The sequence below is a fragment of the Arcobacter aquimarinus genome, assembly GCF_013177635.1.
GTDB classification, from domain to species: domain Bacteria; phylum Campylobacterota; class Campylobacteria; order Campylobacterales; family Arcobacteraceae; genus Aliarcobacter; species Aliarcobacter aquimarinus.
Genome location: NZ_CP030944.1, coordinates 1,072,052 through 1,093,873, shown reverse-complemented (window position 1 = coordinate 1,093,873; position 21,822 = coordinate 1,072,052). Strand labels below are relative to the sequence as shown.

The following is a 21,822-nucleotide window of genomic DNA, read 5'->3' as shown; positions in this document are numbered from 1 at the left end:
CCTCTCTATCTTAGGTATATCTTTACATTATATCTAAGATAGACTAGAAAACTCTTTAAATAATTTTTTTGCATTATTTGTAGTTATTTGTTCTACTTCTTCTTCACTTACTTGAAGTAATTCTGATATTTTTTTTGATACAAAAACTGTATAATAAGGCTCATTTCTTTCACCTCTATGAGGATGAGGAGTAAGATAAGGTGCATCTGTTTCAATCAAAAGTTTATCTCTTGGAATTTTTGGCAAAATTTCAACTAATTTTTTTGCATTTTTAAAAGTTAAAACACCACCTATTCCAAAATAAAAATTATGTTCAGCCAAAGGAAGTAAATGTTCACTTGCATTAAAACAGTGTAAAACTCCACCAACTTCCTTTGCATTATAATCTATCAAAATTTGTCGTGAATCATTTGAAGCATCTCTAATATGAATAATCAAAGGTTTTTTAACTTTCTTTGCAAATTCAATTTGAGAAATAAAAACTTCTTTTTGTTTTTTAATATTCTCAATTTTTTCTTTTTCATCTTCAGGAAGTCTATAATAATCCAAGCCACACTCACCAATAGCTATGCATTTAGGATGATTTACATATTTTTCCATCATCTCTTCATTGTACATATCTATATCATAGGGATGAATTCCAACCGCAAAATAGACTTCATTATATTTTTCAGCTAATTCTACTGCTTTTGGTAAATCATTAAAATCAGCTCCAGGGATTAAAAATCCCTTTACACCATGACTTAATGCATTTAAAATAACACTATCTATGTCTTCGTAGTATTGTTTGTTGTCTAAATGACAATGAGTATCTATAATTATTTTTAATCCTTAATTACGATAAAAATCTTTTATTAACTAGGTTTATAATATTGTTAATTTGAGAAATATCAGATGATTTTATCCAAGCATCTATTCCAAAATTTTTAAAAGCATCATAATCACTCTCATCTTCAATTATAGCTATAGAAACAAATTTCTCTTTACAAACTTTCGTTTTATTTTCTTCAAACTCAAATATAGAATTTATATCTATAATTGCAATATCTGCATCACTTGCTGAGCCTGTATGAAAATATTCAATTTTAAACTCTGGATTAAACAAAGATTCATCTATCTCACAAAAAGTAACAATATTCATATCTCTTCTCCCTATTTTAATGGAAATTATTCTATCTAAAAAATTATTAATTTCTAAATTATAATATATATCTTGCAGTATCTATATTTTCAACAATATCATCTAATTTTTCAGAAACTAATTCTTTTGTAACTACTACTTTAGTACCTTTTTTCTCATCTGCATCAAAAGATATATCTTCTATTACTTTTTCAATAACAGTATGTAATCTTCTAGCACCAATATCTTCAGTTTTTTCATTTGCTGTAACTGAATATTTAGCAAAAGCTCTTATTGCTTCATCATCAAACTCTAACTCTACATCTTCAACAGCTAAAAGAGCTTGATATTGTCTTAAAAGTGAATTTTTAGTGTTTGTTAAAATTTTATATAAAGCTTCTTCATCTAAAGACTCTAATTCAACTCTTAAAGGAAATCTTCCTTGAAGTTCAGGAATTAAATCACTTGGTTTTGAAACGTGAAATGCACCAGCAGCTATAAATAAAATATGATCAGTTTTTATTTGTCCAAATTTTGTTTGAACGATACTTCCTTCAACTATTGGAAGTAAATCTCTTTGTACTCCCTCTTTTGAAGGGTCTTGTCCATTATTTTTTTTACCAGAAGCGATTTTATCAATTTCATCTAAAAAGATTATTCCACCATTTTCACATCTTTTTAAAGCTTCAACTTTTATAGCTTCTGTATCAAGTAAACTTTCACTTGCAACGCTTCTTAATAAAACTTTTGCATCTTTGATTAAAACTTCTTTTTTAACTGTATCTTTATTTAATCCACCTAACATTTTGTTTAGGCTTTCTTGCATAGAACTCATATCAAAAGGCATTGATGAATCTAAAATTTCTATATGTGCTTTTTTAGGAATTTCAATCTCAATTTTTTTATCATCTAAAGAACCATCTAATAACTTTTTTTCCATCGTATTATATGTTTTAATAAATGACTCTTTTGCACTATCACTTGCACTTTCAGGAAGTGGAGGAACTAATTTTTCAATAATTTTTCTATTTACTTCATCATCAATTTTATCTTTGATTTTTTCTTCAAATTCTTTTGTTACTAGATTTATTCCTTCATACACTAAATCTCTAATCATTGATTCAACATCACGACCTACAAATCCAACTTCAGTATATTTACTAGCTTCCACTTTAACAAAAGGTAATCCCATCATTTTCGCAAGTCGTCTTGCTATTTCTGTTTTACCAACTCCAGTGCTTCCTATCATCAAAATATTTTTAGGCATTATCTCTTCTTGAAGTTTTGGTTCAACCATCATTCTTCTATATCTGTTTCTTAAAGCTAATGCAATTGTTTTTTTTGCATTTTTTTGCCCAATAATATAATCATCTAAATAAGCAACTATTTGCTTTGGTGTCATATCCATAATTTATTAATCCTCTAACTTTAATATTTTTATATTTTGGTTTGTATAAATACATAATTCACCTGCAATCATTAAAGATTCACGTACAACTTCTTCTTCATCTAAATTAGAGTGTTTTGCAAGTGCTCGTGCTGCTGAAATAGCAAAGTTTCCACCACTTCCAATTGAAGCAATTGCTCCATCTTCAGGTTCTACTACATCTCCATTTCCACTTAAAATAAATATTTTTTCTTTATTTAAAACTATCATCATAGCTTCTAATCTTCTTAAAACTTTATCTTTTCTCCACTCTTTAGAAAATGCAATTACAGATTTTAATAAATCACCTTTACAAGCTTCTAAATGTCCTTCAAACATATCAAATAAATTGAAAGCATCTGCTGTACTTCCAGCAAATCCTGCAAGAATTTGGTCTTTGTATAAAGTTCTAATTTTTGTTGCATTTCCTTTTAAAACTGTATTTCCAAATGTAACTTGACCATCTCCGCCAATTACAGCTTTATCTTTGCCTTTATATGCAAGTATCGTTGTAGCATCAAACATAAATTATTCTCCAATTATGTCAACTTTTAAAGTTGCATGTATTGCGTGTCCTAATTTACAATCAACCTCATAAATACCTATTGATTTAATTTTTTTATCTAAAGATATGTTTTTTTTATCGATAACTATAGAAAATTGTTGTTCCAATGACTCTGCAATTTCTTTATTTGTAACAGAACCAATTAAATGTCCATTTGCACCTATTTTATGTTTTATCGTAAGTTTTGTTGCATTTAATTTTTCAGCTAAATCTTTAGCAGCAGCAATCTCTTTTGCTTCATTTTCAGCTGCTCTTTTTTGTTCAGCTTTCCATCTATTTAATACTTCCGTAGTTGCATGTAAAGCTAAACCTTTACCAATTAAAAAATTTTTTCCATATCCATCAGCAACTTCTTTTATTTCACCTGCTTTTCCTAAAGTTTTTACATCTTTTGTTAATAATACTTTCACTATAAACTCCATTCAATTTTAATTAATTTTATTTTACTATATTTTTTTTAAACAATTATAAAAAGGCTTTTTTAATTATCTTTTAGCTTATTTAGATTTGTTTTTATATCCCTTTTTTTTACATAATTATTTAATCCTATATGATTATTGTAACCTAGTAATTTTGATATTTTTCTAACACTTAATCCAACAGATAAAAGTTCTTCTATTTTATCTCTTTGCATATCAAATTTTGATTTTTGAATAGTTCCTTTTGGTTTACCTAAAGCTATACCATTTAACTTTTTAGCTGTTAAAGCCTCTTTTGTTCGTAAACTCATTAACTCTTTTTCAAGAGTTAATGTCATTGTTATAACTCCTAAAATCATTTGAGTTAACATATCTTTATCATCCAATAAATCGAGATTTTGTTCTACTACAATTATTCTAATTTTATTCGATAATAAAAACTTTACTATCTCTAAAATTGTTTCTATTGAACGTCCAAAAACATTTAAATTTGAAACTACTAAAGTAGAATTTTTTTCACAATTTTCTAAAAGTTGTAAAATATTTTTTTCTTCACTAGGAGTACTAATATCAATTTCAATTTTTTTATCAATTTTAAAATTATGTTTATTTATATATTTCTCTATAGACTCTTCTTGTGTTTGAGTATATTTTTCATTATTTTGATTTTTTCTAATATAAGTAAAAATTTTTGACATAAATAAATCCTTTTACATTAAGTAATATTAAAATATTTTTTATTAAACATAATGTTTAATATTTACATATAATATTTATACAATATGTTATCAATTAAAATATTAACAACAACTTAAAAAACATATAAATATAAAGTTAAAATTCTTGAAAGTTTTTTTTTGATATTATCGTTATTCATATATCAAAATCAAAGGTTTTTCTTGAAAATAACTGTTGCAATTTCAGGTGCGAGTGGCTCAATTTTAGGTATAAATTTTATAAAGCGAATACCAAAAAATATCGAAGTATTTGCTGTATTTTCAAAGAGTGCAAAAAAAGCTTTAATGCTTGAAAATAATATATCAATCGATGAAATATTTAGTGAACATAAAAATATAACTATTTTTAAAGATTCAAATATTGGTGCTAGTATTGCATCTGGTTCATTTAAGGTTGATAAAATGATTATTCTTCCTTGCTCTATGAATACTTTAGCAAAATGTGCTGTTGGAATATCTGACTCTTTAATCACTAGAGCTTTTACAGTTATGATAAAAGAAAAAAGGGAAGTTGTAATAGCTCCAAGAGAGATGCCTTTTAGTACAATAGCTTTAAAAAATATGCTAAAACTTTCTAAACTAGGTGTTACTATTGCACCTCCAATATTAGGGTATTATAGTAATCAACAAAGTTTAGAAGATATGGAAAAGTTTTTGATTGGAAAATGGTTTGATTTATTGAAAATAGATAATAATTTATATAAAAGATGGGAATAAAAAATGTCAAATTGTGATATTAATTCATATAAAAAAGCTATATATAGTGGTACTTTTGACCCAATTACAAATGGTCATTTAGATATTATAAAACGTGCTGCAAACATTTTTGATGAAGTGATTATTGCTGTTGCAAAAAGTGAACTAAAAAAACCTATGTTTACTCATGAACAAAGAGTTTTATTTGCAAAAGCTGCAACGCAAGATATAGAAGGTGTTAAAGTTTTAGGATTTGATACTTTACTTGTTGATTTAGCTACAGAACTTAAAATAAATACTATTATTAGAGGATTAAGAGCTGTTTCAGATTTTGAATTTGAACTGCAAATGGGATATGCAAACTCGTCAATAAACAAAAAAATAGAAACACTATATCTAATGCCTACTTTAGAAAATGCCTTTGTTAGTTCTACAATAGTAAGAGAAATAATAAGATTCAATGGTAAGTTTGAACATTTAGTTCCTAAAAAAGTATTAGAATGTATGTAGTAATTGAAGGTATTGATACCGCTGGAAAATCTACACAATTAGAACTTTTGAAAAAAAATTTTCCAAATGCAATTTTTACAAAAGAACCAGGTGGAACACTTTTAGGAACAAAACTAAGAGCAATGGCTTTAGGTGGAGAAGCAAAATCTCAACTTGCAGAGATGTTTTTATTTTTAGCTGATAGAGCTGAACATATAGAAGAAATTATAAAAAACAATAAAGATAAAATTGTGATTTCAGATAGATCAATGATTTCAGGAATTGCTTATGCAAACCAATTAAATCTTAATAAATTAATAGAATTAAATCTTATTGCAACTCAAAATATTTTACCAGATTATGTAATTTTACTTGAATTAACACCTTCTGAGTTGAAATTTAGATTATCACAAAAAGAGAACGACTCCATTGAATTAAGAGGAATTGAGTATTTAATTAATATTCAAAATAGAATGAAAGAAACTATCCAAAAAATAGGTATAAATTATATTTTTATAGATGCTAGTTTAAAGATAGAAGAGATAGAAAAAAAGATTGAGGATTTTATAAATGGCAAGTAATGAAATAAAAAATACAAAAACTATTCAAAGCCTAAGAGGAATGAAAGATATTGTAAATGAAGAGAGTGCTTTATTTACATATTTTATAGAAAATGCTTCAAGAATTGCAAAAAATTATGGTTTTTCGTATATTGAAACTCCCCTATTAGAAGAAACAGCATTATTTAAAAGAAGTGTTGGAGAAAGTAGTGATATTGTAAATAAAGAGATGTATCAATTTATTGATAAAGGTGAAAATGACGTATGTTTAAGACCAGAAGGAACTGCTGGTGTTGTAAGACATTTTGTTGAAAAGAAACTTGACCGTGCAGGTGGAAACTATAAATGGTATTATTATGGTCCAATGTTTAGATACGAAAGACCACAAAAAGGAAGACTAAGAGAATTTCACCAATTTGGTTGTGAAGTTTTTGGAATAGATTCAGTTTATGAAGATGCAAATATTATAATTATGATAAAAGAAATTCTTGAGTTTTTTGGAATTGGATTTACTCTAAAATTAAATTCTTTAGGTTGTATTGAATGTATGCCTCCGTATAAAGAAAACCTTATTAAACATTTAACAACTTTTAAAGAACAGTTGTGTGAAGATTGTAATAGAAGGATCTTAACAAATCCTATTAGAGTTTTAGATTGTAAAAATGAAAACTGTCAATTATTATTAAACAATGCTCCAAAAATTACTGATAATTTATGTAATTCTTGCCACAGTGATTTTGAAAAATTAAAAGAAATTTTGGATTTTAATAATATCTCTTATGAAGTAGATTCAAATTTAGTTAGAGGTTTAGATTATTACAATAAAACTGCATTTGAATTTGTAAGTAATGAAATTGGAGCGCAAAGTGCAATAGCAGGTGGTGGAAGATATGATAGACTTGTAGAGTTTTTAGGTGGAAAATCAACTTCTGGTATTGGATTTGCCATTGGGATTGAAAGATTACTAGAACTTGTAAAGATGCCCGAATGTAATCAAGATGTGATATACATTGGAGCATTAGATGAAATTTCAATAAATACTATGATAAAAGTTGCAAATAAAAAGAGAAAAACAACTAAAACTTTAGTAGAATACGCGCCACGAAGTTTTGGTAAACATTTTGGAATTGCCCAAAAGCTTGGAGCAAATATTGTTGCTTTAATTGGTGAAAATGAGTTAAAAACAAATACTATTTATGTAAAAAATATTGATACACAAGAAATAAAAAATTTAAATTTAGAGGAATTTTAGCAGTGAATAACAACTATGGAATAGACATCTGGAGTGATGGTAATTTTATTATTGAAGATGGATTAGCAAAGGTTAATTATGATTGTAAACCTTCATTAATTTCAATTGTTAAAGATATAAGGAAACAAGATTTTAAAGGACCTTTGCTTCTTAGATTTCCACATATTACAAATAAACAAATCACAACTCTTTATGATACATTTAATGCAAGTATAAAAGAGTATGATTATAAAGGAAATTTTAATGCTGTTTTTCCTTTAAAAGTTAATCAACTACCAAACTTTATTCATCCTTTGGTTGCAATGGGTAAAAAATACAACTATGGATTAGAGGCTGGAAGTAAAGCAGAATTAATCATAGCAATGACTTATAATAATATGAATTCACCAATAACTATAAATGGATTTAAAGATAAAGAGATGATTCATTTATGTTTTATTGCTAAAAGTATGGGACATAATATAACTATTATTATTGAAGGTTTAAATGAACTTGAAATGATAGTAGAAGTATTAAATGAAACAAAACTTGCTTGTCCAAATATTGGATTAAGAGTTAGGCTTCATAGTGGAGGAAGTGGTTTATGGGCAAAAAGTGGAGGAATAAACTCTAAATTTGGTCTTACTTCAACTGAAATTTTAGAAGCTTATGAACTTATGGAAGATACAGATTTAGTTAAATATTTAACTATGATTCACTTTCATATTGGTTCTGCTATGAATTCTATTAAACCTTTGAAAAAAGCATTAAGGGAATCAGGACATATTTATGCTGAACTTAAAAATTTAGGAGCAATAAATTTAAAATCAATTAATATTGGTGGTGGTTTAGCGGTAGAATATAGTGCTTATGAAAGAACAAGATTTTACTCTCTTTCAGAATTTGCAAATGATGTTGTGTTTACATTAAAAGAGATTGCAAAACAAAAAGGTGTTGATGAGCCAAATATTTTCACTGAGTCAGGAAGATTTATTAGTGCTGCTTCAACTGTTTTAATTACTCCTGTATTAGAACTATTTTCTGCTGAATATGAACTTGACCATCTAAATTTGAAAGAAAATAATCCTCCTTTAATTCAAGAATTAAATGACCTATTTAACGATATGACAAAAAGAAATGCTTATGAGTTTATGCATGATAGTATTGACCATATGGAATCTTTATTAACTCTATTTGATTTAGGATATATTGATTTACAAGATAGATCAAATGCAGAAATTTTAACTCATCAGATTATCAAAAAAGCTATTTCATTACTTGAAATTGATGATTATGAAGAACTAAAAAAACTAGATGAGAATATTCAAGAAAAATATTTATTAAATTTCTCTTTATTTCAATCGCTTCCAGATTATTGGGGAATTGACCAAGAGTTTCCAATCATGCCAATAACACATCTTGATAAAAAACCTACAAGAAGTGCTTCTTTATGGGATATTACTTGTGATAGTGATGGAGAATTACCTTTTGATTTAAAAAAACCTTTATATTTACATGACGTAAATCTAAACAAAGAGGATTATTTTTTAGGATTTTTCAACGTGGGAGCTTATCAAGATACTTTAGGAATGAAACACAATCTTTTCTCTCATCCAACTGAAGTTAATATTGTTTTTAAAGATGGAAAAGTTGTTTTAGAAAAGATTTTAGAATCTCAAAAAATCATAGACATCTTAGAAGATATTGATTATGATACAGATGAAATGAAATCAATTTTATCTAAAAATTTGAGTCCTGAAATTTATAAAATTTTAGAAAAATATTTAAATGAAAATAGTTATTTAAAAACTATATGGAGTTATTATGACGAATGATGAAATAAATCAAAGTAGTGAAAGAATCTCATTATGGCAACAAATAAAAGAAGACTTTTCTGTTCCAAAATTAAATGACCCTGCTTTAGATTCTAGTTTTGAGTTATTTTTTAACTATCCAGGTGTTTGGGCTATTATAAATCATAGAGTTGCAAATAGACTTTATAATAAGGGTTGGAAAAAATTAGCAAGAGCATTAGTAGGAATTACCTCAATTTTCACAAAAACTGATATCCATCCAGCAGCAACTATTGGAAGAAGAGTTTTTATAGACCATGCTATTGGAGTTGTTATTGGAGCAACTGCTATTGTTGAAGATGATGTTTTAATATATCAAGGTGTAACTTTAGGTGGAGTAAGCCTTGATAAAGGTAAACGACATCCTACTATAAAATCAAATGTTGTTATAGGAAGTGGTGCAAAAGTTTTAGGAAACATTACAATTGGAGCTAATTGTAAAATTGGAGCTAACTCAGTTGTTGTTTGTGATGTTCCAGATAATTCAACTGCTGTTGGAGTTCCTGCTAAAATAATTAGAAGAGACAATAAAAACTGTAAAATGGCACATGGAGACTTACCTGATATTAATAAAGAGATGTTTAAATATCTTCTTGAAAGAATTCATATTGTTGAAGTTGCACTAAAAGAAGAAGATGGAATAGATATTAGTGAAAAAGATAAAAAACTTGAAGCTGAATATAATAATTTTATAGAAGCTATGAACTCTATTAAGAAAAAAGAAGCATAATCTTGGAATTAGCAATTTTTGGAGTAATAACAGGATTTATCTCTGGTTTTTTTGGAGTTGGAGGAGGTATGATTTTAGTACCTCTTCTTTTAATGAGTGGCTTTGTTATGAAAGAAGCTGTTGCAATTTCAGTAATGCAAATGGTTTTTTCATCTATTTATGGCTCTTTTTTAAATGCTCAAAAAGCTAAAGAAGTTTTAAAAGATGGAACTATTATAGGAATTGGTGGTTTTATTGGTGGACTTCAAAGTGGATTTATTGTTTCAAATGTTTCAAATGAATTTTTACAATATCTTTTTATACTAATTTTAGTATTTTCGATAGTTAGAATTTTTTATTCACCAGCTTCTCAAGAAGCTCAACCAAAATCTCAAAATAGATTTATTCTTTTGATAATTGGTTTTTTCATAGGAATAGTAGCTATGAGTATTGGAGTTGGAGGTTCTATTTTATTAACTCCTATTTTAGTTGGATTTTTAAGATATGATTTAAAAATGGCAACAGCTTTAGGACTATTTTTTGTAATATTTTCATCAATTGCTGGATTTATTTCTCAATCTTTACAAGGATTGATGTTATATCAAGAAGGTGCTATTGTTGGTATTGCTTCACTTATTGGAGTATATTTTGGAATAAAAGTAAAAAATCTTACGAAGGCTACCTCTTATAAAAAATTTATCCTTCTTTTAAATATTATTATTTTAATAACTATGCTTTATAAGACTTTTTAGTCTTTTAAAGCTTGTTCTCTTAATTTATCTTTTTTACTTTTTCTTTTGCCTTTTATAGGCTCTTTCCCTTTTTGTTTTATTACTTCACCTATTAATTCAAAACCTTTTATTTGCTCTTTTTCAAGTTTTATTTCACATCTTTTTTCTATTAATAAAAAGTGTTCAAAATCCTCTAAACCTATAAAAGAGATTGCATCTCCACTTTTTCCAGCTCGTCCTGTTCTTCCAATTCTGTGAACATAATCAGCAGGTGAACGTGGCAAATCAAAATTTATAACACAAGAAATATCATCTATGTGAAGTCCACGTGCAGCAATATCTGTACAAAATAAAATATTGATTTTCTTATTTTTGAAATCCTCTAAAGTATCATTTCTTTCATCTTGAAGTAAATCTCCATGAAAAGATTCAGCATTTAAGCCATATTTTCTAAATTTAAAAGATATATTGTCACAAGAGCGTTTATTAGCCATAAAAACAAGTATTTGCTCCCAATCATTATTTTGTATTAAATATCTTAAAAGCGCACTTCTATTCTCTTTATTTACAGTTATTGCTCGTTGATTTATAGTTTGAACAGTTTGTGTTTCATCTTCTATAAAAACTTCTAAAGCTTTTGTTGTAATTTTTGAAGCAATATTTAGCATCTTTTGCGGATAAGTTGCAGAAAAAAGAAGATTTTGTCTATTTTTTGGAAGAGATTTTAAAAGTTCTTCAAGTTCTACTTCAAATCCTAAATCTAGCATTTTATCTGCTTCATCTAAAACAAAAAATTCGATATTTGACAAATTTATTTGCTTTTTATCTAAAATATCAAGTAATCTTCCAGTAGTTGCAACAACTATATCACAACCTTTTTGAATATCCAAAAGCTGTTGTGTTAGGCTTTCTCCACCTATAATAGTTACAGTTTTTGGTTTATTTTCAAAATTTATAGAAAAATCACCAAAAGCTTTAGACACTTGAAGAGCTAATTCTCTTGTTGGTGTAAGTACCAAAGTAGAAATTTTTGCTTTTGTCTTTTCTTTTTTTTCTTCATTTTTATTAAAAAAGAACTCTAATATAGGCAAAACAAAACTAGCAGTTTTTCCACTACCAGTTTGTGCTTTTGCCATAATATCTTTTTTTTGTAAAATCAAAGGAATCACTTTTTCTTGAATTGAAGTTGGATTTTTATAAGTATTTTCTTTAAGTGCTTTATTTATTCTTTGATTAAGACCTAAGTTAGAAAATGACATAAACTTTCCTTTTGATTATTTGAAAGTGTATTTTAGACTTTATTTCCTTTATCCAAGATAGAGTCTCTTACTACACTTAAATTTGCTGAACAATTTGGTATAACATAATCTATCTCTACTTCTATCAATCTTGAAAAATTAAAAGAGTCAAAATAATCCAAATAACTTGAAATTATCTCTTTATCATCTATGATTTTTGCTTTACCATTTATTTTGATTCTTATATCTTTTGAAAAATCAATAACCAATAAACCAACATTAGGATTTGATAATATATCTCCAACCGAGTGTAAAATTCCATTTCCATCAAAATCAGGAAATATAAGTCTATTTTTATCTAAAACTTTTATAAGTCTTTTTGATTTTGTACCTTTAAAGTTTACATTTGTTCTTCCTTCTTTACTTGAAGTTGCAAGAAAAAAGTAGTTTATACTTTCTATAAAACCAATCATTCTATCACTTAAAGAAGTCGTATCCATATAACTAAAAACCATTTCAGCCTGATTTGTCGTACCATATTTTTCTCTTACTGTTAAATGTTCTTGTGTAAAAATTTCCATTTTTTCTCCTTAAAACCAATACTCAGGATAAAATCTATCTTTATGTAGATTATTATAAAACAATGCAACTATTACTAAAATTATAGAACCTATTAAAGTAGGAAAAATAAGATAATCCCAATTTGCACCCAATAAAAAAACAATTAAAGGATTTGAACCTGCTGGTGGATGAACTGTTCTTGTTGCAATCATAACAGCAATTGCAGTTGCTAAAGCCAATGCCATACTCCACCATTCATTTCCAATAAAATGAAAAAAAATCAATCCAATAAATGTAGAAAAAATATGCCCTAAAACTACATTTCTTGGTTGTGAAAATGGACTTTTTGGAAAACCATATAATAACACACAAGAGGCACCAAATGAACCCATTACTAAAAGATTATCATAAGACTTTGTCAAATATCCAATAATAGCAATTGAAATAAATCCACCAAACCAAGCAAAAATGATTTCGTTTATGTTTGATTTTGCAGGTAGTTTTTCACCCTGCCCTTTAAATTTTTTTAAATAATTCATAACTTCTCCTTTTTTTCAACCAAACGATTGTTTGATTAAAATAAATAAAAAAAAACATCAGATTAAACTGATGATTTTTTCACCAACTTTTAAATATTCTTCAGATGAGTCGTATAGATTCATCATCATAATTGAACCTTGAATCAAAGCAACATACTCTTTAGATAACTCTCTAGCTTTTGCTTTGGGATATTTGTTTTGAAATATATTTGTAAAAGCATTTTCCCATGCGGTAAAATATATCTTTATTTCTTCTTTAAACTCTAAATTTAAAGTGCCTACTTCTAAAGCTAAATTTCCAAGTAAACAACCACCTTTACTTTGTAAAAAATATTCATCTGTTTTTTTTACTATAAGTTTGATTTTTTCTTTATCCGATAAATTAGTCCTATATGCAATAGAAAAAACTTCTTTATCAAAGTAGCTATGAATATATCTTAAAGATTCAATTCCTATTTCATCTTTACTTTTAAAATGATGATAAATACTTCCTTTTATCAAACCACAAGCATCTGCTATATTTGCCATTGAAGTATTTGAATATCCTTGTATTTTAAAAAGTTTGATAGACTCTTTTAAAATCTCTTCTTTTGATGTTTTTTTGATTGCCATATTTTATCCAAACGATTGTTTGGTAAAAGTTTAGCTTAATTTGTTTTTATAGTCAATATTTGTCTAGTTTCAAAATTGATACTTTTATTTTTAGTATCAATAATATATAATTCCAAAAATTTATTTAAAAAGGTTTACAAATAGAAAACTCCATTTTACAAATAAAACTCACCTTGAATTCTATGTATGATTTTTTATTATCTTATTACCCTCTTCCTATTTGGTCTTTAATAATAATTTTTATTTTATTATTAATACTTTTTATAAAAATTTTTATAAACCTAAAAAAAGCTTCTAAATTAGACTATTTAACCTATAAAGAAGACTCTATTTATAAAGCTAAATGGAAATGGAATTGGGAGAAAAATAGTATTACAAATATACAATGTTATTGTCCTACTTGTGATAGTTTACTTGTTTATGATGACCGTTCTTGCCATACAAAAGCTACAGAACTTACAAAAACTGATTTTATATGTGAAACTTGTAATTCTCAAATAGTTTCAACTATTCATGGTGGAAATAAAAACTATGCAATTAACTTAGTAAAAAGAGAGATTGAAAGACGAATAAGAACAGAAGAATATAAAGAAAAAAACTCTTAAAAAAAGGGATTTTTAGACAACTTTATATTCACTCTTTAATAGATTATTATATATATCTATCCTATAATATCAGCTTTAAAATTTTAAAGGCAAAACTATGACAGATACAATAAAAATATTTAACGCTTGTGAAAATAACTTAAAAAATATTAATTTAGAAATACCAAAAAATAAGCTGATTGTATTTACAGGATTAAGTGGTTCTGGAAAATCTACATTAGCATTTGACACACTTTATGCTGAAGGTCAAAGAAGATATATAGAGTCTTTATCTTCTTATGCTAGACAGTTTTTAGATAAAATTGGAAAACCAAATGTTGAAAGAATAGAAGGATTAACTCCTGCTATTGCAATAGATCAAAAAACCACTTCAAAAAATCCTCGTTCAACTGTTGGAACTATCACTGAAGTTTATGATTATTTTAGACTTTTATATGCAAGAGTTGGAAAACAACATTGTCATCAATGTGGACAACCTATTTCTCAAATGAGTGCAAGTGATGTTATCAATCAAGTTTTATCTTTACCCAATGAATCAAAAATAGTAATTTTAGCGCCATTAATAAACAGAAAAAAAGGAAGTTTTGCTGATTTATTAGAAAGTCTTAGAAATAAAGGTTATGTAAGAGCCATGATAGATGGAGTTATGGCAAGACTTGATGAAGATATTGAACTTGAAAAAAACAAAATGCATACTATTAAAGTAGTAATAGACAGAGTTACAGTAAAAGAAGAGAATAAAGAAAGAATTGCTCAAGATGTGGAAAAAGGTCTAAAAGAGAGTTTTGGAGAGTTAGAAATAGAGATTATAAATCATGAAGAAGTTGGAGTAGAAAAGCATATTCATTACTCAGAACATATGGCTTGTTTTGATTGTAAAATCTCTTTTGAACCACTTGAACCTATCTCTTTTTCTTTTAACTCACCAAAAGGTGCTTGTCCTTCTTGTGATGGTTTGGGAATTAGATATGCTTTAGATATGAAAAAAGTTATAAATGAAGATTTATCTATTGAAGAGGGTGCTATTAAAATTATTTATGGATTTAATAAAGGATTTTATTTCAAGATGCTTTTAGCATTTTGTGAACAAAATAATATAAATATAAAAATACCTTTTAATTCTTTAGAAGAACACGAAAAAAAAGCTATCTTACATGGAACAGTAGATGAAGTTACATTTTTTTGGAAAAAACATAAATTAGTTAGAAAATGGGAAGGAATAGTAAAACTTGCCTATGACATGATAAAAGAAGAAAAAGAGATGAGTGAATACATGACTGAAAAGAAGTGTGACGCTTGTAATGGAAATAGGTTAAAACCCTCTTCACAAAGTGTTTTTGTTGCCAATAGAAATATTCCTGATATTTTAAATATTCCAATAGAAGATGCCCATGCATTTTTTCAAGATGATAAAAATTTTGAATATTTAAGTGAGCAAAATAAGATGATTGCTGCACCTATACTAAAAGAAATTAAAGAGAGAATATTCTTTTTACATGATGTTGGACTTGGATATATAACTTTAGGAAGAGATGCTAGAACTATAAGTGGAGGAGAAGCTCAAAGAATTAGAGTAGCTTCACAAATTGGTTCAGGACTGACAGGAGTTATGTATGTTTTAGATGAGCCGTCTATTGGACTTCATGAAAGAGATACAAATAAACTTATCAAAACTTTACGAGCTCTACAAGAAAAAGGAAATACTGTTATTGTAGTTGAACATGATAAAGAGACGATTCAAGCAGCTGATTATATAGTTGATATTGGACCAAATGCAGGTAAATTTGGTGGAGAAATTGTATTTGCTGGAACTTTAAAAGAGATGAATAAAGCAAAAACTCTAACAGCAAAATATGTAACTGGTACAAAAAAGATTGATTATGTTCACAACAGACCTCAAGAAGAGTTTATAGAGATAAAAAATGTAAATATAAATAACATAAAAGATTTAGATGTACAAATTCCACTAAAAAACCTTGTTTCAATCACAGGGGTTAGTGGAAGTGGTAAATCTTCACTTATTTTACAAACCCTACTTCCAGTTGCAAAAGAGCTTTTAAATCATGCAAGAAAAGTAAAAAAAGTTGATGGTGTAGAGATTGAAGGATTAGAAAAACTCGATAAAGTTATCTATCTTGACCAAAGTCCAATAGGAAGAACTCCTAGATCAAATCCAGCAACTTATACTGGGCTTATGGATGATATTAGAGATTTGTTTGCAAAAACAAAAGAAGCAATGCTTAGAGGTTATAAAATAGGAAGATTCTCTTTTAACGTAAAAGGTGGTCGTTGTGAGAAGTGTCAAGGTGAAGGTGAAATAAAAATCGAAATGCACTTCTTACCTGATATTATGGTGAAATGTGATGCTTGTCATGGTCAGCGATATAATGCTCAAACTTTAGAGATAATGTATAAAGGGAAAAATATCTCTGATGTTTTAAATATGAGTGTTGATGAAGCTTTAGAGTTTTTTGCAAAAGTGCCAAAACTAAAAGCAAAACTTCAAACTCTAAGTGATGTTGGACTTGGCTATATAACTTTGGGACAAAATGCAGTTACTCTAAGTGGTGGAGAAGCTCAAAGAATAAAACTAAGTAAAGAGTTAAGTAAAAAAGATACTGGAAATACTCTATATGTTTTAGATGAACCAACAACAGGACTTCATTTTGCTGATGTTGATAGATTAACAAAAGTTTTACATCATTTAGTAGAACTTGGAAATTCAGTATTGGTAATTGAGCATAATCTTGATGTTATTAAAAACTCTGATTGGGTTATTGATATAGGACCTGAAGGTGGAAGTAAGGGTGGAAAAATTGTTGATGAGGGGACTCCTGAATTTTTAGCACAAAACCACAAAAATTCTGCTTCATACACTGGATACTACCTAGATAAAGAGATAAATGGCAAATGAAAATAGATTATAATATTTTCAATCAAAAAACAGCTATTGATAGATTTATTTTTGCAATAAAAAATGGTTATTTTGTAGAAGCTCACGAATTACTTGAAGATGATTGGAACTACTATAAAAAACAAGGTGAAATAAACAAAGCCCTTGTTTTAAAAGGTTTAATAAATGGAGCAACTGCACTTGCTCTTTTTCATATTAAGAAAAAAGAAGAAGGACACAAAAAAGTTTGGTTAGCTTTTGAAAAATACATTCCTCTTTTAGAAGAGGTAGATTTTGAAGAAAAAGAAAAATACTACGAAGCAAAAGAGTTTTTAATAAAACTAAATAAGATGATATAAGTTTTTTATACTTATATCACCTCTTTTAAGATGCTGTAATTTGCTCACTTAAACTTAACATATAAGCTTTCATTTTCATCATCTCTTCTGTTGGATATTGGTTTTCAATATTCCCTCTTTCCACTTTTACATAAAAATCTTTAGAAGAATCGTTATATCCAAAATTTGTATTTGATAAAACAACTTCATATTTATTAGAAGAAGTCTGTTCATTTTTTATATCTTTAACTTCTGATGCTTCTTTTGCTTTTGATATAGCCTGTTGTTGAACCTGTTCTAAACTCTCTTTTGTTTTCACTTCTGATGAATTTGAAGAGGCTTGAACTCTTTGTAACTCTAAGGCTTTATTATCACTAAATTGGTCAATTTTTGGTATTAATCCATATTCCATAATAAACTCCTTTTATAAAAGTTTTTATATCTAATATTATACTATAAAAATTTTGTTTTTTAAGAAACTTTATTATTAAGTATATTTAGATATTATTTGTTTAATTTATGTTACACAAAAAAGGAGTATTTTTTGGAAGTTCATTCCCATAGTCAAATTCTTATAAAAAGTGAGATGAAATGGAAATTTTAATCTTTCTATTTGTTCTTGTTATTGGAACTTCGTTTTTATGTTCTGTTTTAGAATCTGTTTTATTATCCACAAATATTACTTATATTTCAGTGTTAGAAAAAAATCAACCTTACTTAGGAAGTTTACTAAAAAAATTAAAAACGGATATAGATAAATCTATCGCTTCTATCCTTATTTTAAATACTATTGCTAATACTTTAGGCGCAACTGCAATTGGAGTACAAGCACAAACTGTTTTTGAATCAAATAGCACTTTAGTTATGATAATTTCTATAATTCTTACTTTTATGATTTTGTTTTTTGCTGAAATAATTCCAAAAACTATAGGTGCAATTTATTGGAAACAATTAGCACCATTAGCTGCAAGAATTATAAATATTTTCATTTTTATCACTTATCCAATTATTTTAATAACTCAATTTATTACAAAAAAAATTGGAAAAGAGAGTTGTGATACAATTTCAAGAGAAGAGTTAATTCAATCAACTTTATTAAGTGAAGAAGAAGGGGTTATTGGAGATTTTGAATCTCAAATAATTGAAAATACTCTAAAACTTAATAATGTTAGATTAAAAGATATATTAACTCCAAGATCAGTTGTTTATGCAGTTGAAAAAAGTACTCTACTTAAAGATATTATTGAAGATAAAAGAACTTTTAAATTTTCAAGAATTCCTATTTATGAAGATAGTATAGATAATATTGTAGGAATAGTTTTAAGTAAAAAAATTTTTAAACAAGAATTAACAGAAAGCAATAAAACCCTTGAAGATATTATGAAACCAGTATTTTCGCTACATGAGAATATTCATGTGGCAAAAGCTTTAAAACTTTTTATTCAAAAAAAGGAACATATGTTTATAGTTCATGATTCTTATAACCAAACAGAAGGTATTGTAACTTTAGAAGATTGTTTAGAAACTATATTAGGACTTGAAATTATGGATGAACTAGACACTACTGCTGATATGAGAAAACTTGCTTTAAATAAAATGAAAGCAAAAAGAAAAGAAAAATCTAAAATAGAGGATTTAACAAATGAGTAATACTTTTGATTATGAAAAATTAAAACTTTTTTATATTGGAAAAGAAAAGATAAATGAAAACTATGTTCCTTTGGTTTATAAAAATAAAGATTTACTAACTCATGCTGCTATTATTGGTATGACAGGAAGTGGAAAAACAGGACTTGGTATTTCACTTTTAGAAGAAGCTGCTATTGATAATATTCCTTCAATAATTATTGACCCTAAAGGTGATATGACAAATCTACTTCTTACTTTTCCAAATCTAAATGGAAGTGATTTTGAACCTTGGATTGAAGAACAAGATGCAATAAACAATGGTTTAAATGTAAAAGATTTTGCACAAAAAACTGCTGATTTATGGAAAAATGGACTTGAAAAAGATTTTCAAAGTGCAAATAGAGTTGAAAAACTAAAAAACTCTGCTGATTTTACTATTTATACTCCAGGAAGTAACGCAGGAGTTCAAATCTCTATTTTGTCATCTTTTAAAGCACCTTCAAAAGAAGTTTTAGAAGATAATGATTTATTAGTTTCTTTGATAAACTCTACAGTTTCATCTATTTTATCTTTGATTGATGAAAAAAATGATTCTTCATCAAAAGAGTCTATTTTAATCTCTTCAATCTTTATGAACTATTTTTTAGAAGGAAAAGATTTAAGTCTTGAAGAATTAATTACTTTGATTGTAACTCCTCCTTTTTCAAAAATAGGAATCTTTGATTTAGAGACATTTTTTGCTCAAGCAGATAGACTAAAACTTGCCCTTAAACTGAATACAATTATTGCAAATCCAGCTTTTAAAACTTGGATAGAAGGAGAAACTTTAGATATTTCAAATCTACTTTATGATGAATCAGGAAAAGCAAAAGTTTCTATTTTTTCAATCGCTCATCTAAACGATTCTCAAAGAATGTTTTTTGTTTCACTTTTATTAAATCAAATGGTTTCTTGGATGAGAAGACAAGAGGGAACTACTTCGCTTAAAGCCCTACTTTATATGGATGAAATTTTTGGATATTTTCCACCAAATTCAAATCCTCCATCAAAATTACCGATGCTTACACTTTTAAAACAAGCAAGAAGTTTTGGAATTGGAATTATTTTATCTACTCAAAATCCAGTTGATATAGATTATAAAGGTTTAGCAAATATTGGAACTTGGTTTATAGGACGACTTCAAACTAAACAAGATAAAGAAAAAGTAATTGATGGATTAAGTTCTACAAATGAAGGGAATTTAGATAAAAATGAGATTATGAATCTTCTATCAAATTTAGAAAAAAGAAATTTTATTCTTAAAAACATAAATGAAGATGGAATAAAACTATTTCAAACAAGATGGGCTTTATCATACTTAAAAGGTCCGATTCCTAAAGAGGGAATAAAAAAACTAATGGCTGAAAAATTAAACTCTTCATCAAAAAAAGAACAAAAAAATGAAGAAAGCCACACTTTAATAAACATAGAAAAAAGTATTCCAAAACCTATTATTCCAAATAATTTATCTCAGAAATATCACTATTCATCTCAAAATAGTGCTTATTATTTACAACCTTATTTGATTTGTTCTTGTGATATTCACTATGTAAATGCAAGTAAAGATATAGATTTAAAAACTAATGAAAGTTTTAAAATCTATTTAGATGAAACAATAAAAGAGATAAATTTTGATGAAAAAGAAGAACTTGAATCAAATTTTTATGATACAAAAGAGAAAGCAAACTCTTTTTATTATGAAATTCCAAGTTTTATTCAAAATGAAAGGGAATTAAAATCAATAGAAAAAAGTTTTGCTGATTATGTTTATAGAAATTCAAAACTTACCTTGTACAAAAATGATGCTTTAAAAATTACTTCAAAACAAGATGAGAGTTTAAGTGATTTTAAAATTAGACTACAAGATAGACTAAATGAAAAAATTGATTTAGAAGTTGAAAAACTTCAAGAAAGATTCAAAAAAGAGAATGACTCTTTTGAAAAAAAACTAAACTCTTTATATGAAAAACTTCAAAGGGAACAACAACAAGCAACATCTACTACAACAGATACTATAATCGCTATAGGAACTTCTATTTTAGGAGCTTTTTTTGGTAGGTCATCAACAGCAACAACTATTGGAAAAGTAGCAACTAGTGCAAAAGGTGCTACAAAAATCTTAAAAGAAAAAAATGATGTAAAGCAAGTAGAAAATGAAATAAATCAACTACAAGAGCAAAAAGAGAGTCTTAAAACTTTACTTGAAAATGAGATTGAGAAAATCAACTCTTCAAATCTAAGTTCAAACTATCCTGTTGAAGAGATTTTTATCAAACCAAAAAGAAGTGATATTTACAATATAAAATTAGAATTATTATGGAAAGAACAATTATGATAACAGAAAATTTAAATGAATTTTTAGAGCCTTTAAAAAGTCTTACGATAGCTTCGCTTGATGAAAAAGGTTTTCCTTTTTCATCTTATGCTCCATTTGTAAAATACAAACACAAATATTATGTTTATCTGTCTTTGATGGCAAAACACTCTTCAAATTTGAGTTTAAACTCAAAAGCTTCTATTTTCTTTTGTGAAGATGAAAAGGATTGTAAAAACATCTTTGGAAAAAAAAGAGTTTCTATTCAATGTGATACAAAAAAATTGGAGCAAAATACAAAACAAGAAGAAGAGATACTTGAACAATTTAGAGAAAAATTTGGAAAAGAGATGATAGATATGCTTTATAAAATGAAAGATTTCTATCTTTTTGAATTTACACCTTTTTATGGAGAAGCTGTTTTTGGTTTTGGAAAAGCCTATAATTTAGGTGGCGAAAACTTTGAAGTTTTTGTAGAAAGAACAAATCTTCCACACACAGGGCATGGAGAAAAATAG

At 27.0% G+C, this 21,822-nt stretch carries 24 protein-coding genes; 13 read left to right on the top strand and 11 right to left on the bottom strand.

All coding sequences use genetic code 11. The features are described from left to right. Window positions 1–33: 33 nt before the first annotated feature. The 6 genes from AAQM_RS05350 to AAQM_RS05325 all read right to left on the bottom strand — a co-directional run bounded on the left by AAQM_RS05350 (window position 34) and on the right by AAQM_RS05325 (window position 4,228). Entirely contained in the window at window positions 34–816 is a 783-nt protein-coding gene (locus AAQM_RS05350; RefSeq protein WP_415498315.1) for a TatD family hydrolase, read from the bottom strand. 19 nt (window positions 817–835) lie between these two features. Further along, window positions 836–1,141: a hypothetical protein gene (locus AAQM_RS05345; RefSeq protein WP_129095129.1), complete on the bottom strand. Its 306-nt coding sequence runs from the start codon at window positions 1,139–1,141 to the stop codon at window positions 836–838. Window positions 1,142–1,199: 58 nt separating this feature from the next. Further along, window positions 1,200–2,528 (bottom strand): ATP-dependent protease ATPase subunit HslU, encoded by a 1,329-nt coding sequence (gene hslU, locus AAQM_RS05340; RefSeq protein ID WP_129095130.1) that lies wholly within the window; start codon window positions 2,526–2,528, stop codon window positions 1,200–1,202. A 6-nt stretch (window positions 2,529–2,534) separates the two neighbouring features. Continuing rightward, complete coding sequence (gene hslV / locus AAQM_RS05335; protein ID WP_129095131.1) at window positions 2,535–3,071, bottom strand: ATP-dependent protease subunit HslV; 537 nt, start codon at window positions 3,069–3,071, stop codon at window positions 2,535–2,537. 3 nt (window positions 3,072–3,074) lie between these two features. After that, on the bottom strand, window positions 3,075–3,521 hold the full coding sequence (gene rplI / locus AAQM_RS05330; RefSeq protein WP_129095132.1) for a 50S ribosomal protein L9: 447 nt from the start codon (window positions 3,519–3,521) through the stop codon (window positions 3,075–3,077). Window positions 3,522–3,592: 71 nt separating this feature from the next. After that, a complete protein-coding gene (locus AAQM_RS05325; protein WP_129095133.1) occupies window positions 3,593–4,228 on the bottom strand; it encodes a recombinase family protein in 636 nt (211 codons plus the stop codon). A gap of 201 nt (window positions 4,229–4,429) precedes the next feature. Between AAQM_RS05325 and AAQM_RS05320 the strand changes: the two genes are divergently transcribed. From AAQM_RS05320 to AAQM_RS05290, 7 genes are read left to right on the top strand one after another with little or no spacing between them, the layout of a single operon-like run. Next, entirely contained in the window at window positions 4,430–4,984 is a 555-nt protein-coding gene (locus tag AAQM_RS05320; protein WP_129095439.1) for a UbiX family flavin prenyltransferase, read from the top strand. A 3-nt stretch (window positions 4,985–4,987) separates the two neighbouring features. Then, entirely contained in the window at window positions 4,988–5,473 is a 486-nt protein-coding gene (gene coaD, locus AAQM_RS05315; RefSeq protein WP_129095438.1) for a pantetheine-phosphate adenylyltransferase, read from the top strand. Continuing rightward, complete coding sequence (gene tmk, locus AAQM_RS05310; protein ID WP_129095437.1) at window positions 5,464–6,033, top strand: dTMP kinase; 570 nt, start codon at window positions 5,464–5,466, stop codon at window positions 6,031–6,033. The genes coaD and tmk overlap by 10 nt, the downstream gene beginning before the upstream one ends. After that, on the top strand, window positions 6,023–7,264 hold the full coding sequence (gene hisS / locus AAQM_RS05305; RefSeq protein ID WP_129095436.1) for a histidine--tRNA ligase: 1,242 nt from the start codon (window positions 6,023–6,025) through the stop codon (window positions 7,262–7,264). Before tmk ends, hisS begins: the two co-directional genes overlap by 11 nt. 2 nt (window positions 7,265–7,266) lie before the next feature. Next, a complete protein-coding gene (gene speA / locus AAQM_RS05300) occupies window positions 7,267–9,078 on the top strand; it encodes a biosynthetic arginine decarboxylase (protein ID WP_129095435.1) in 1,812 nt (603 codons plus the stop codon). Further along, complete coding sequence (gene cysE / locus AAQM_RS05295; RefSeq protein ID WP_129095434.1) at window positions 9,068–9,826, top strand: serine O-acetyltransferase; 759 nt, start codon at window positions 9,068–9,070, stop codon at window positions 9,824–9,826. Before speA ends, cysE begins: the two co-directional genes overlap by 11 nt. Before the next feature lie 2 nt (window positions 9,827–9,828). Further along, window positions 9,829–10,557, top strand: a complete 729-nt coding sequence (locus tag AAQM_RS05290) for a sulfite exporter TauE/SafE family protein (protein ID WP_228254529.1) — start codon at window positions 9,829–9,831, stop codon at window positions 10,555–10,557. Here AAQM_RS05290 and AAQM_RS05285 read toward each other — a convergent pair. The 4 genes from AAQM_RS05285 to AAQM_RS05270 are packed head-to-tail and all read right to left on the bottom strand — an operon-like array spanning window position 10,554 to window position 13,486. Next, window positions 10,554–11,795: a DEAD/DEAH box helicase gene (locus tag AAQM_RS05285; RefSeq protein ID WP_129095432.1), complete on the bottom strand. Its 1,242-nt coding sequence runs from the start codon at window positions 11,793–11,795 to the stop codon at window positions 10,554–10,556. The genes AAQM_RS05290 and AAQM_RS05285 overlap by 4 nt on opposite strands. Window positions 11,796–11,827: 32 nt before the next feature. Next, complete coding sequence (locus tag AAQM_RS05280) at window positions 11,828–12,355, bottom strand: pyridoxamine 5'-phosphate oxidase family protein (protein WP_129095431.1); 528 nt, start codon at window positions 12,353–12,355, stop codon at window positions 11,828–11,830. Window positions 12,356–12,364: 9 nt separating this feature from the next. Next, window positions 12,365–12,874 carry an HPP family protein gene (locus tag AAQM_RS05275; protein WP_129095430.1) on the bottom strand — a complete coding sequence of 170 codons (510 nt, stop codon included), beginning with the start codon at window positions 12,872–12,874 and terminating at the stop codon, window positions 12,365–12,367. A 57-nt stretch (window positions 12,875–12,931) separates the two neighbouring features. Next, window positions 12,932–13,486, bottom strand: a complete 555-nt coding sequence (locus tag AAQM_RS05270) for a TetR/AcrR family transcriptional regulator (protein WP_129095429.1) — start codon at window positions 13,484–13,486, stop codon at window positions 12,932–12,934. A 182-nt stretch (window positions 13,487–13,668) separates the two neighbouring features. Here AAQM_RS05270 and AAQM_RS05265 point away from each other — a divergent pair, with 182 nt between their 5' ends. The 3 genes from AAQM_RS05265 (at window position 13,669) to AAQM_RS05255 (ending at window position 17,343) form a co-directional block, all read left to right on the top strand. Next, window positions 13,669–14,091, top strand: coding sequence for a hypothetical protein (locus AAQM_RS05265; protein WP_129095428.1), 423 nt, complete (start codon window positions 13,669–13,671; stop codon window positions 14,089–14,091). A 97-nt stretch (window positions 14,092–14,188) separates the two neighbouring features. Continuing rightward, a complete protein-coding gene (gene uvrA, locus AAQM_RS05260; RefSeq protein WP_129095427.1) occupies window positions 14,189–17,005 on the top strand; it encodes an excinuclease ABC subunit UvrA in 2,817 nt (938 codons plus the stop codon). Continuing rightward, window positions 17,002–17,343, top strand: coding sequence for a DUF309 domain-containing protein (locus tag AAQM_RS05255; protein WP_128985595.1), 342 nt, complete (start codon window positions 17,002–17,004; stop codon window positions 17,341–17,343). The genes uvrA and AAQM_RS05255 overlap by 4 nt, the downstream gene beginning before the upstream one ends. Before the next feature lie 25 nt (window positions 17,344–17,368). On the opposite strand, the gene AAQM_RS05250 is transcribed toward AAQM_RS05255, so the two are convergent. Then, complete coding sequence (locus AAQM_RS05250) at window positions 17,369–17,734, bottom strand: hypothetical protein (RefSeq protein WP_129095426.1); 366 nt, start codon at window positions 17,732–17,734, stop codon at window positions 17,369–17,371. A 179-nt stretch (window positions 17,735–17,913) separates the two neighbouring features. Here AAQM_RS05250 and AAQM_RS05245 point away from each other — a divergent pair, with 179 nt between their 5' ends. The 3 genes from AAQM_RS05245 to AAQM_RS05235 are packed head-to-tail and all read left to right on the top strand — an operon-like array spanning window position 17,914 to window position 21,822. Then, window positions 17,914–18,972 carry a CNNM domain-containing protein gene (locus AAQM_RS05245; RefSeq protein WP_129095425.1) on the top strand — a complete coding sequence of 353 codons (1,059 nt, stop codon included), beginning with the start codon at window positions 17,914–17,916 and terminating at the stop codon, window positions 18,970–18,972. Then, on the top strand, window positions 18,965–21,325 hold the full coding sequence (locus tag AAQM_RS05240) for a helicase HerA domain-containing protein (protein WP_129095424.1): 2,361 nt from the start codon (window positions 18,965–18,967) through the stop codon (window positions 21,323–21,325). Before AAQM_RS05245 ends, AAQM_RS05240 begins: the two co-directional genes overlap by 8 nt. Further along, window positions 21,307–21,822, top strand: coding sequence for a HugZ family pyridoxamine 5'-phosphate oxidase (locus tag AAQM_RS05235; protein WP_228722705.1), 516 nt, complete (start codon window positions 21,307–21,309; stop codon window positions 21,820–21,822). Before AAQM_RS05240 ends, AAQM_RS05235 begins: the two co-directional genes overlap by 19 nt.

What these genes read in the sequence shown, in the direction of transcription:
- tmk (WP_129095437.1), top strand. Translation starts at nt 5,464, where the DNA reads ATGTATGTAGTAATTGAAGGTATTGATACCGCTGGAAAATCTACACAA.
- hisS (WP_129095436.1), top strand. Translation starts at nt 6,023, where the DNA reads ATGGCAAGTAATGAAATAAAAAATACAAAAACTATTCAAAGCCTAAGA.
- AAQM_RS05245 (WP_129095425.1), top strand. Translation starts at nt 17,914, where the DNA reads ATGGAAATTTTAATCTTTCTATTTGTTCTTGTTATTGGAACTTCGTTT.
- AAQM_RS05255 (WP_128985595.1), top strand. Translation starts at nt 17,002, where the DNA reads ATGAAAATAGATTATAATATTTTCAATCAAAAAACAGCTATTGATAGA.
- uvrA (WP_129095427.1), top strand. Translation starts at nt 14,189, where the DNA reads ATGACAGATACAATAAAAATATTTAACGCTTGTGAAAATAACTTAAAA.
- AAQM_RS05240 (WP_129095424.1), top strand. Translation starts at nt 18,965, where the DNA reads ATGAGTAATACTTTTGATTATGAAAAATTAAAACTTTTTTATATTGGA.
- AAQM_RS05285 (WP_129095432.1), bottom strand. Translation starts at nt 11,795, where the DNA reads ATGTCATTTTCTAACTTAGGTCTTAATCAAAGAATAAATAAAGCACTT.
- coaD (WP_129095438.1), top strand. Translation starts at nt 4,988, where the DNA reads ATGTCAAATTGTGATATTAATTCATATAAAAAAGCTATATATAGTGGT.
- AAQM_RS05345 (WP_129095129.1), bottom strand. Translation starts at nt 1,141, where the DNA reads ATGAATATTGTTACTTTTTGTGAGATAGATGAATCTTTGTTTAATCCA.
- hslU (WP_129095130.1), bottom strand. Translation starts at nt 2,528, where the DNA reads ATGGATATGACACCAAAGCAAATAGTTGCTTATTTAGATGATTATATT.
- AAQM_RS05280 (WP_129095431.1), bottom strand. Translation starts at nt 12,355, where the DNA reads ATGGAAATTTTTACACAAGAACATTTAACAGTAAGAGAAAAATATGGT.
- AAQM_RS05325 (WP_129095133.1), bottom strand. Translation starts at nt 4,228, where the DNA reads ATGTCAAAAATTTTTACTTATATTAGAAAAAATCAAAATAATGAAAAA.
- AAQM_RS05270 (WP_129095429.1), bottom strand. Translation starts at nt 13,486, where the DNA reads ATGGCAATCAAAAAAACATCAAAAGAAGAGATTTTAAAAGAGTCTATC.
- AAQM_RS05275 (WP_129095430.1), bottom strand. Translation starts at nt 12,874, where the DNA reads ATGAATTATTTAAAAAAATTTAAAGGGCAGGGTGAAAAACTACCTGCA.
- cysE (WP_129095434.1), top strand. Translation starts at nt 9,068, where the DNA reads ATGACGAATGATGAAATAAATCAAAGTAGTGAAAGAATCTCATTATGG.
- AAQM_RS05265 (WP_129095428.1), top strand. Translation starts at nt 13,669, where the DNA reads ATGTATGATTTTTTATTATCTTATTACCCTCTTCCTATTTGGTCTTTA.
- AAQM_RS05250 (WP_129095426.1), bottom strand. Translation starts at nt 17,734, where the DNA reads ATGGAATATGGATTAATACCAAAAATTGACCAATTTAGTGATAATAAA.
- hslV (WP_129095131.1), bottom strand. Translation starts at nt 3,071, where the DNA reads ATGTTTGATGCTACAACGATACTTGCATATAAAGGCAAAGATAAAGCT.
- AAQM_RS05235 (WP_228722705.1), top strand. Translation starts at nt 21,307, where the DNA reads ATGGAAAGAACAATTATGATAACAGAAAATTTAAATGAATTTTTAGAG.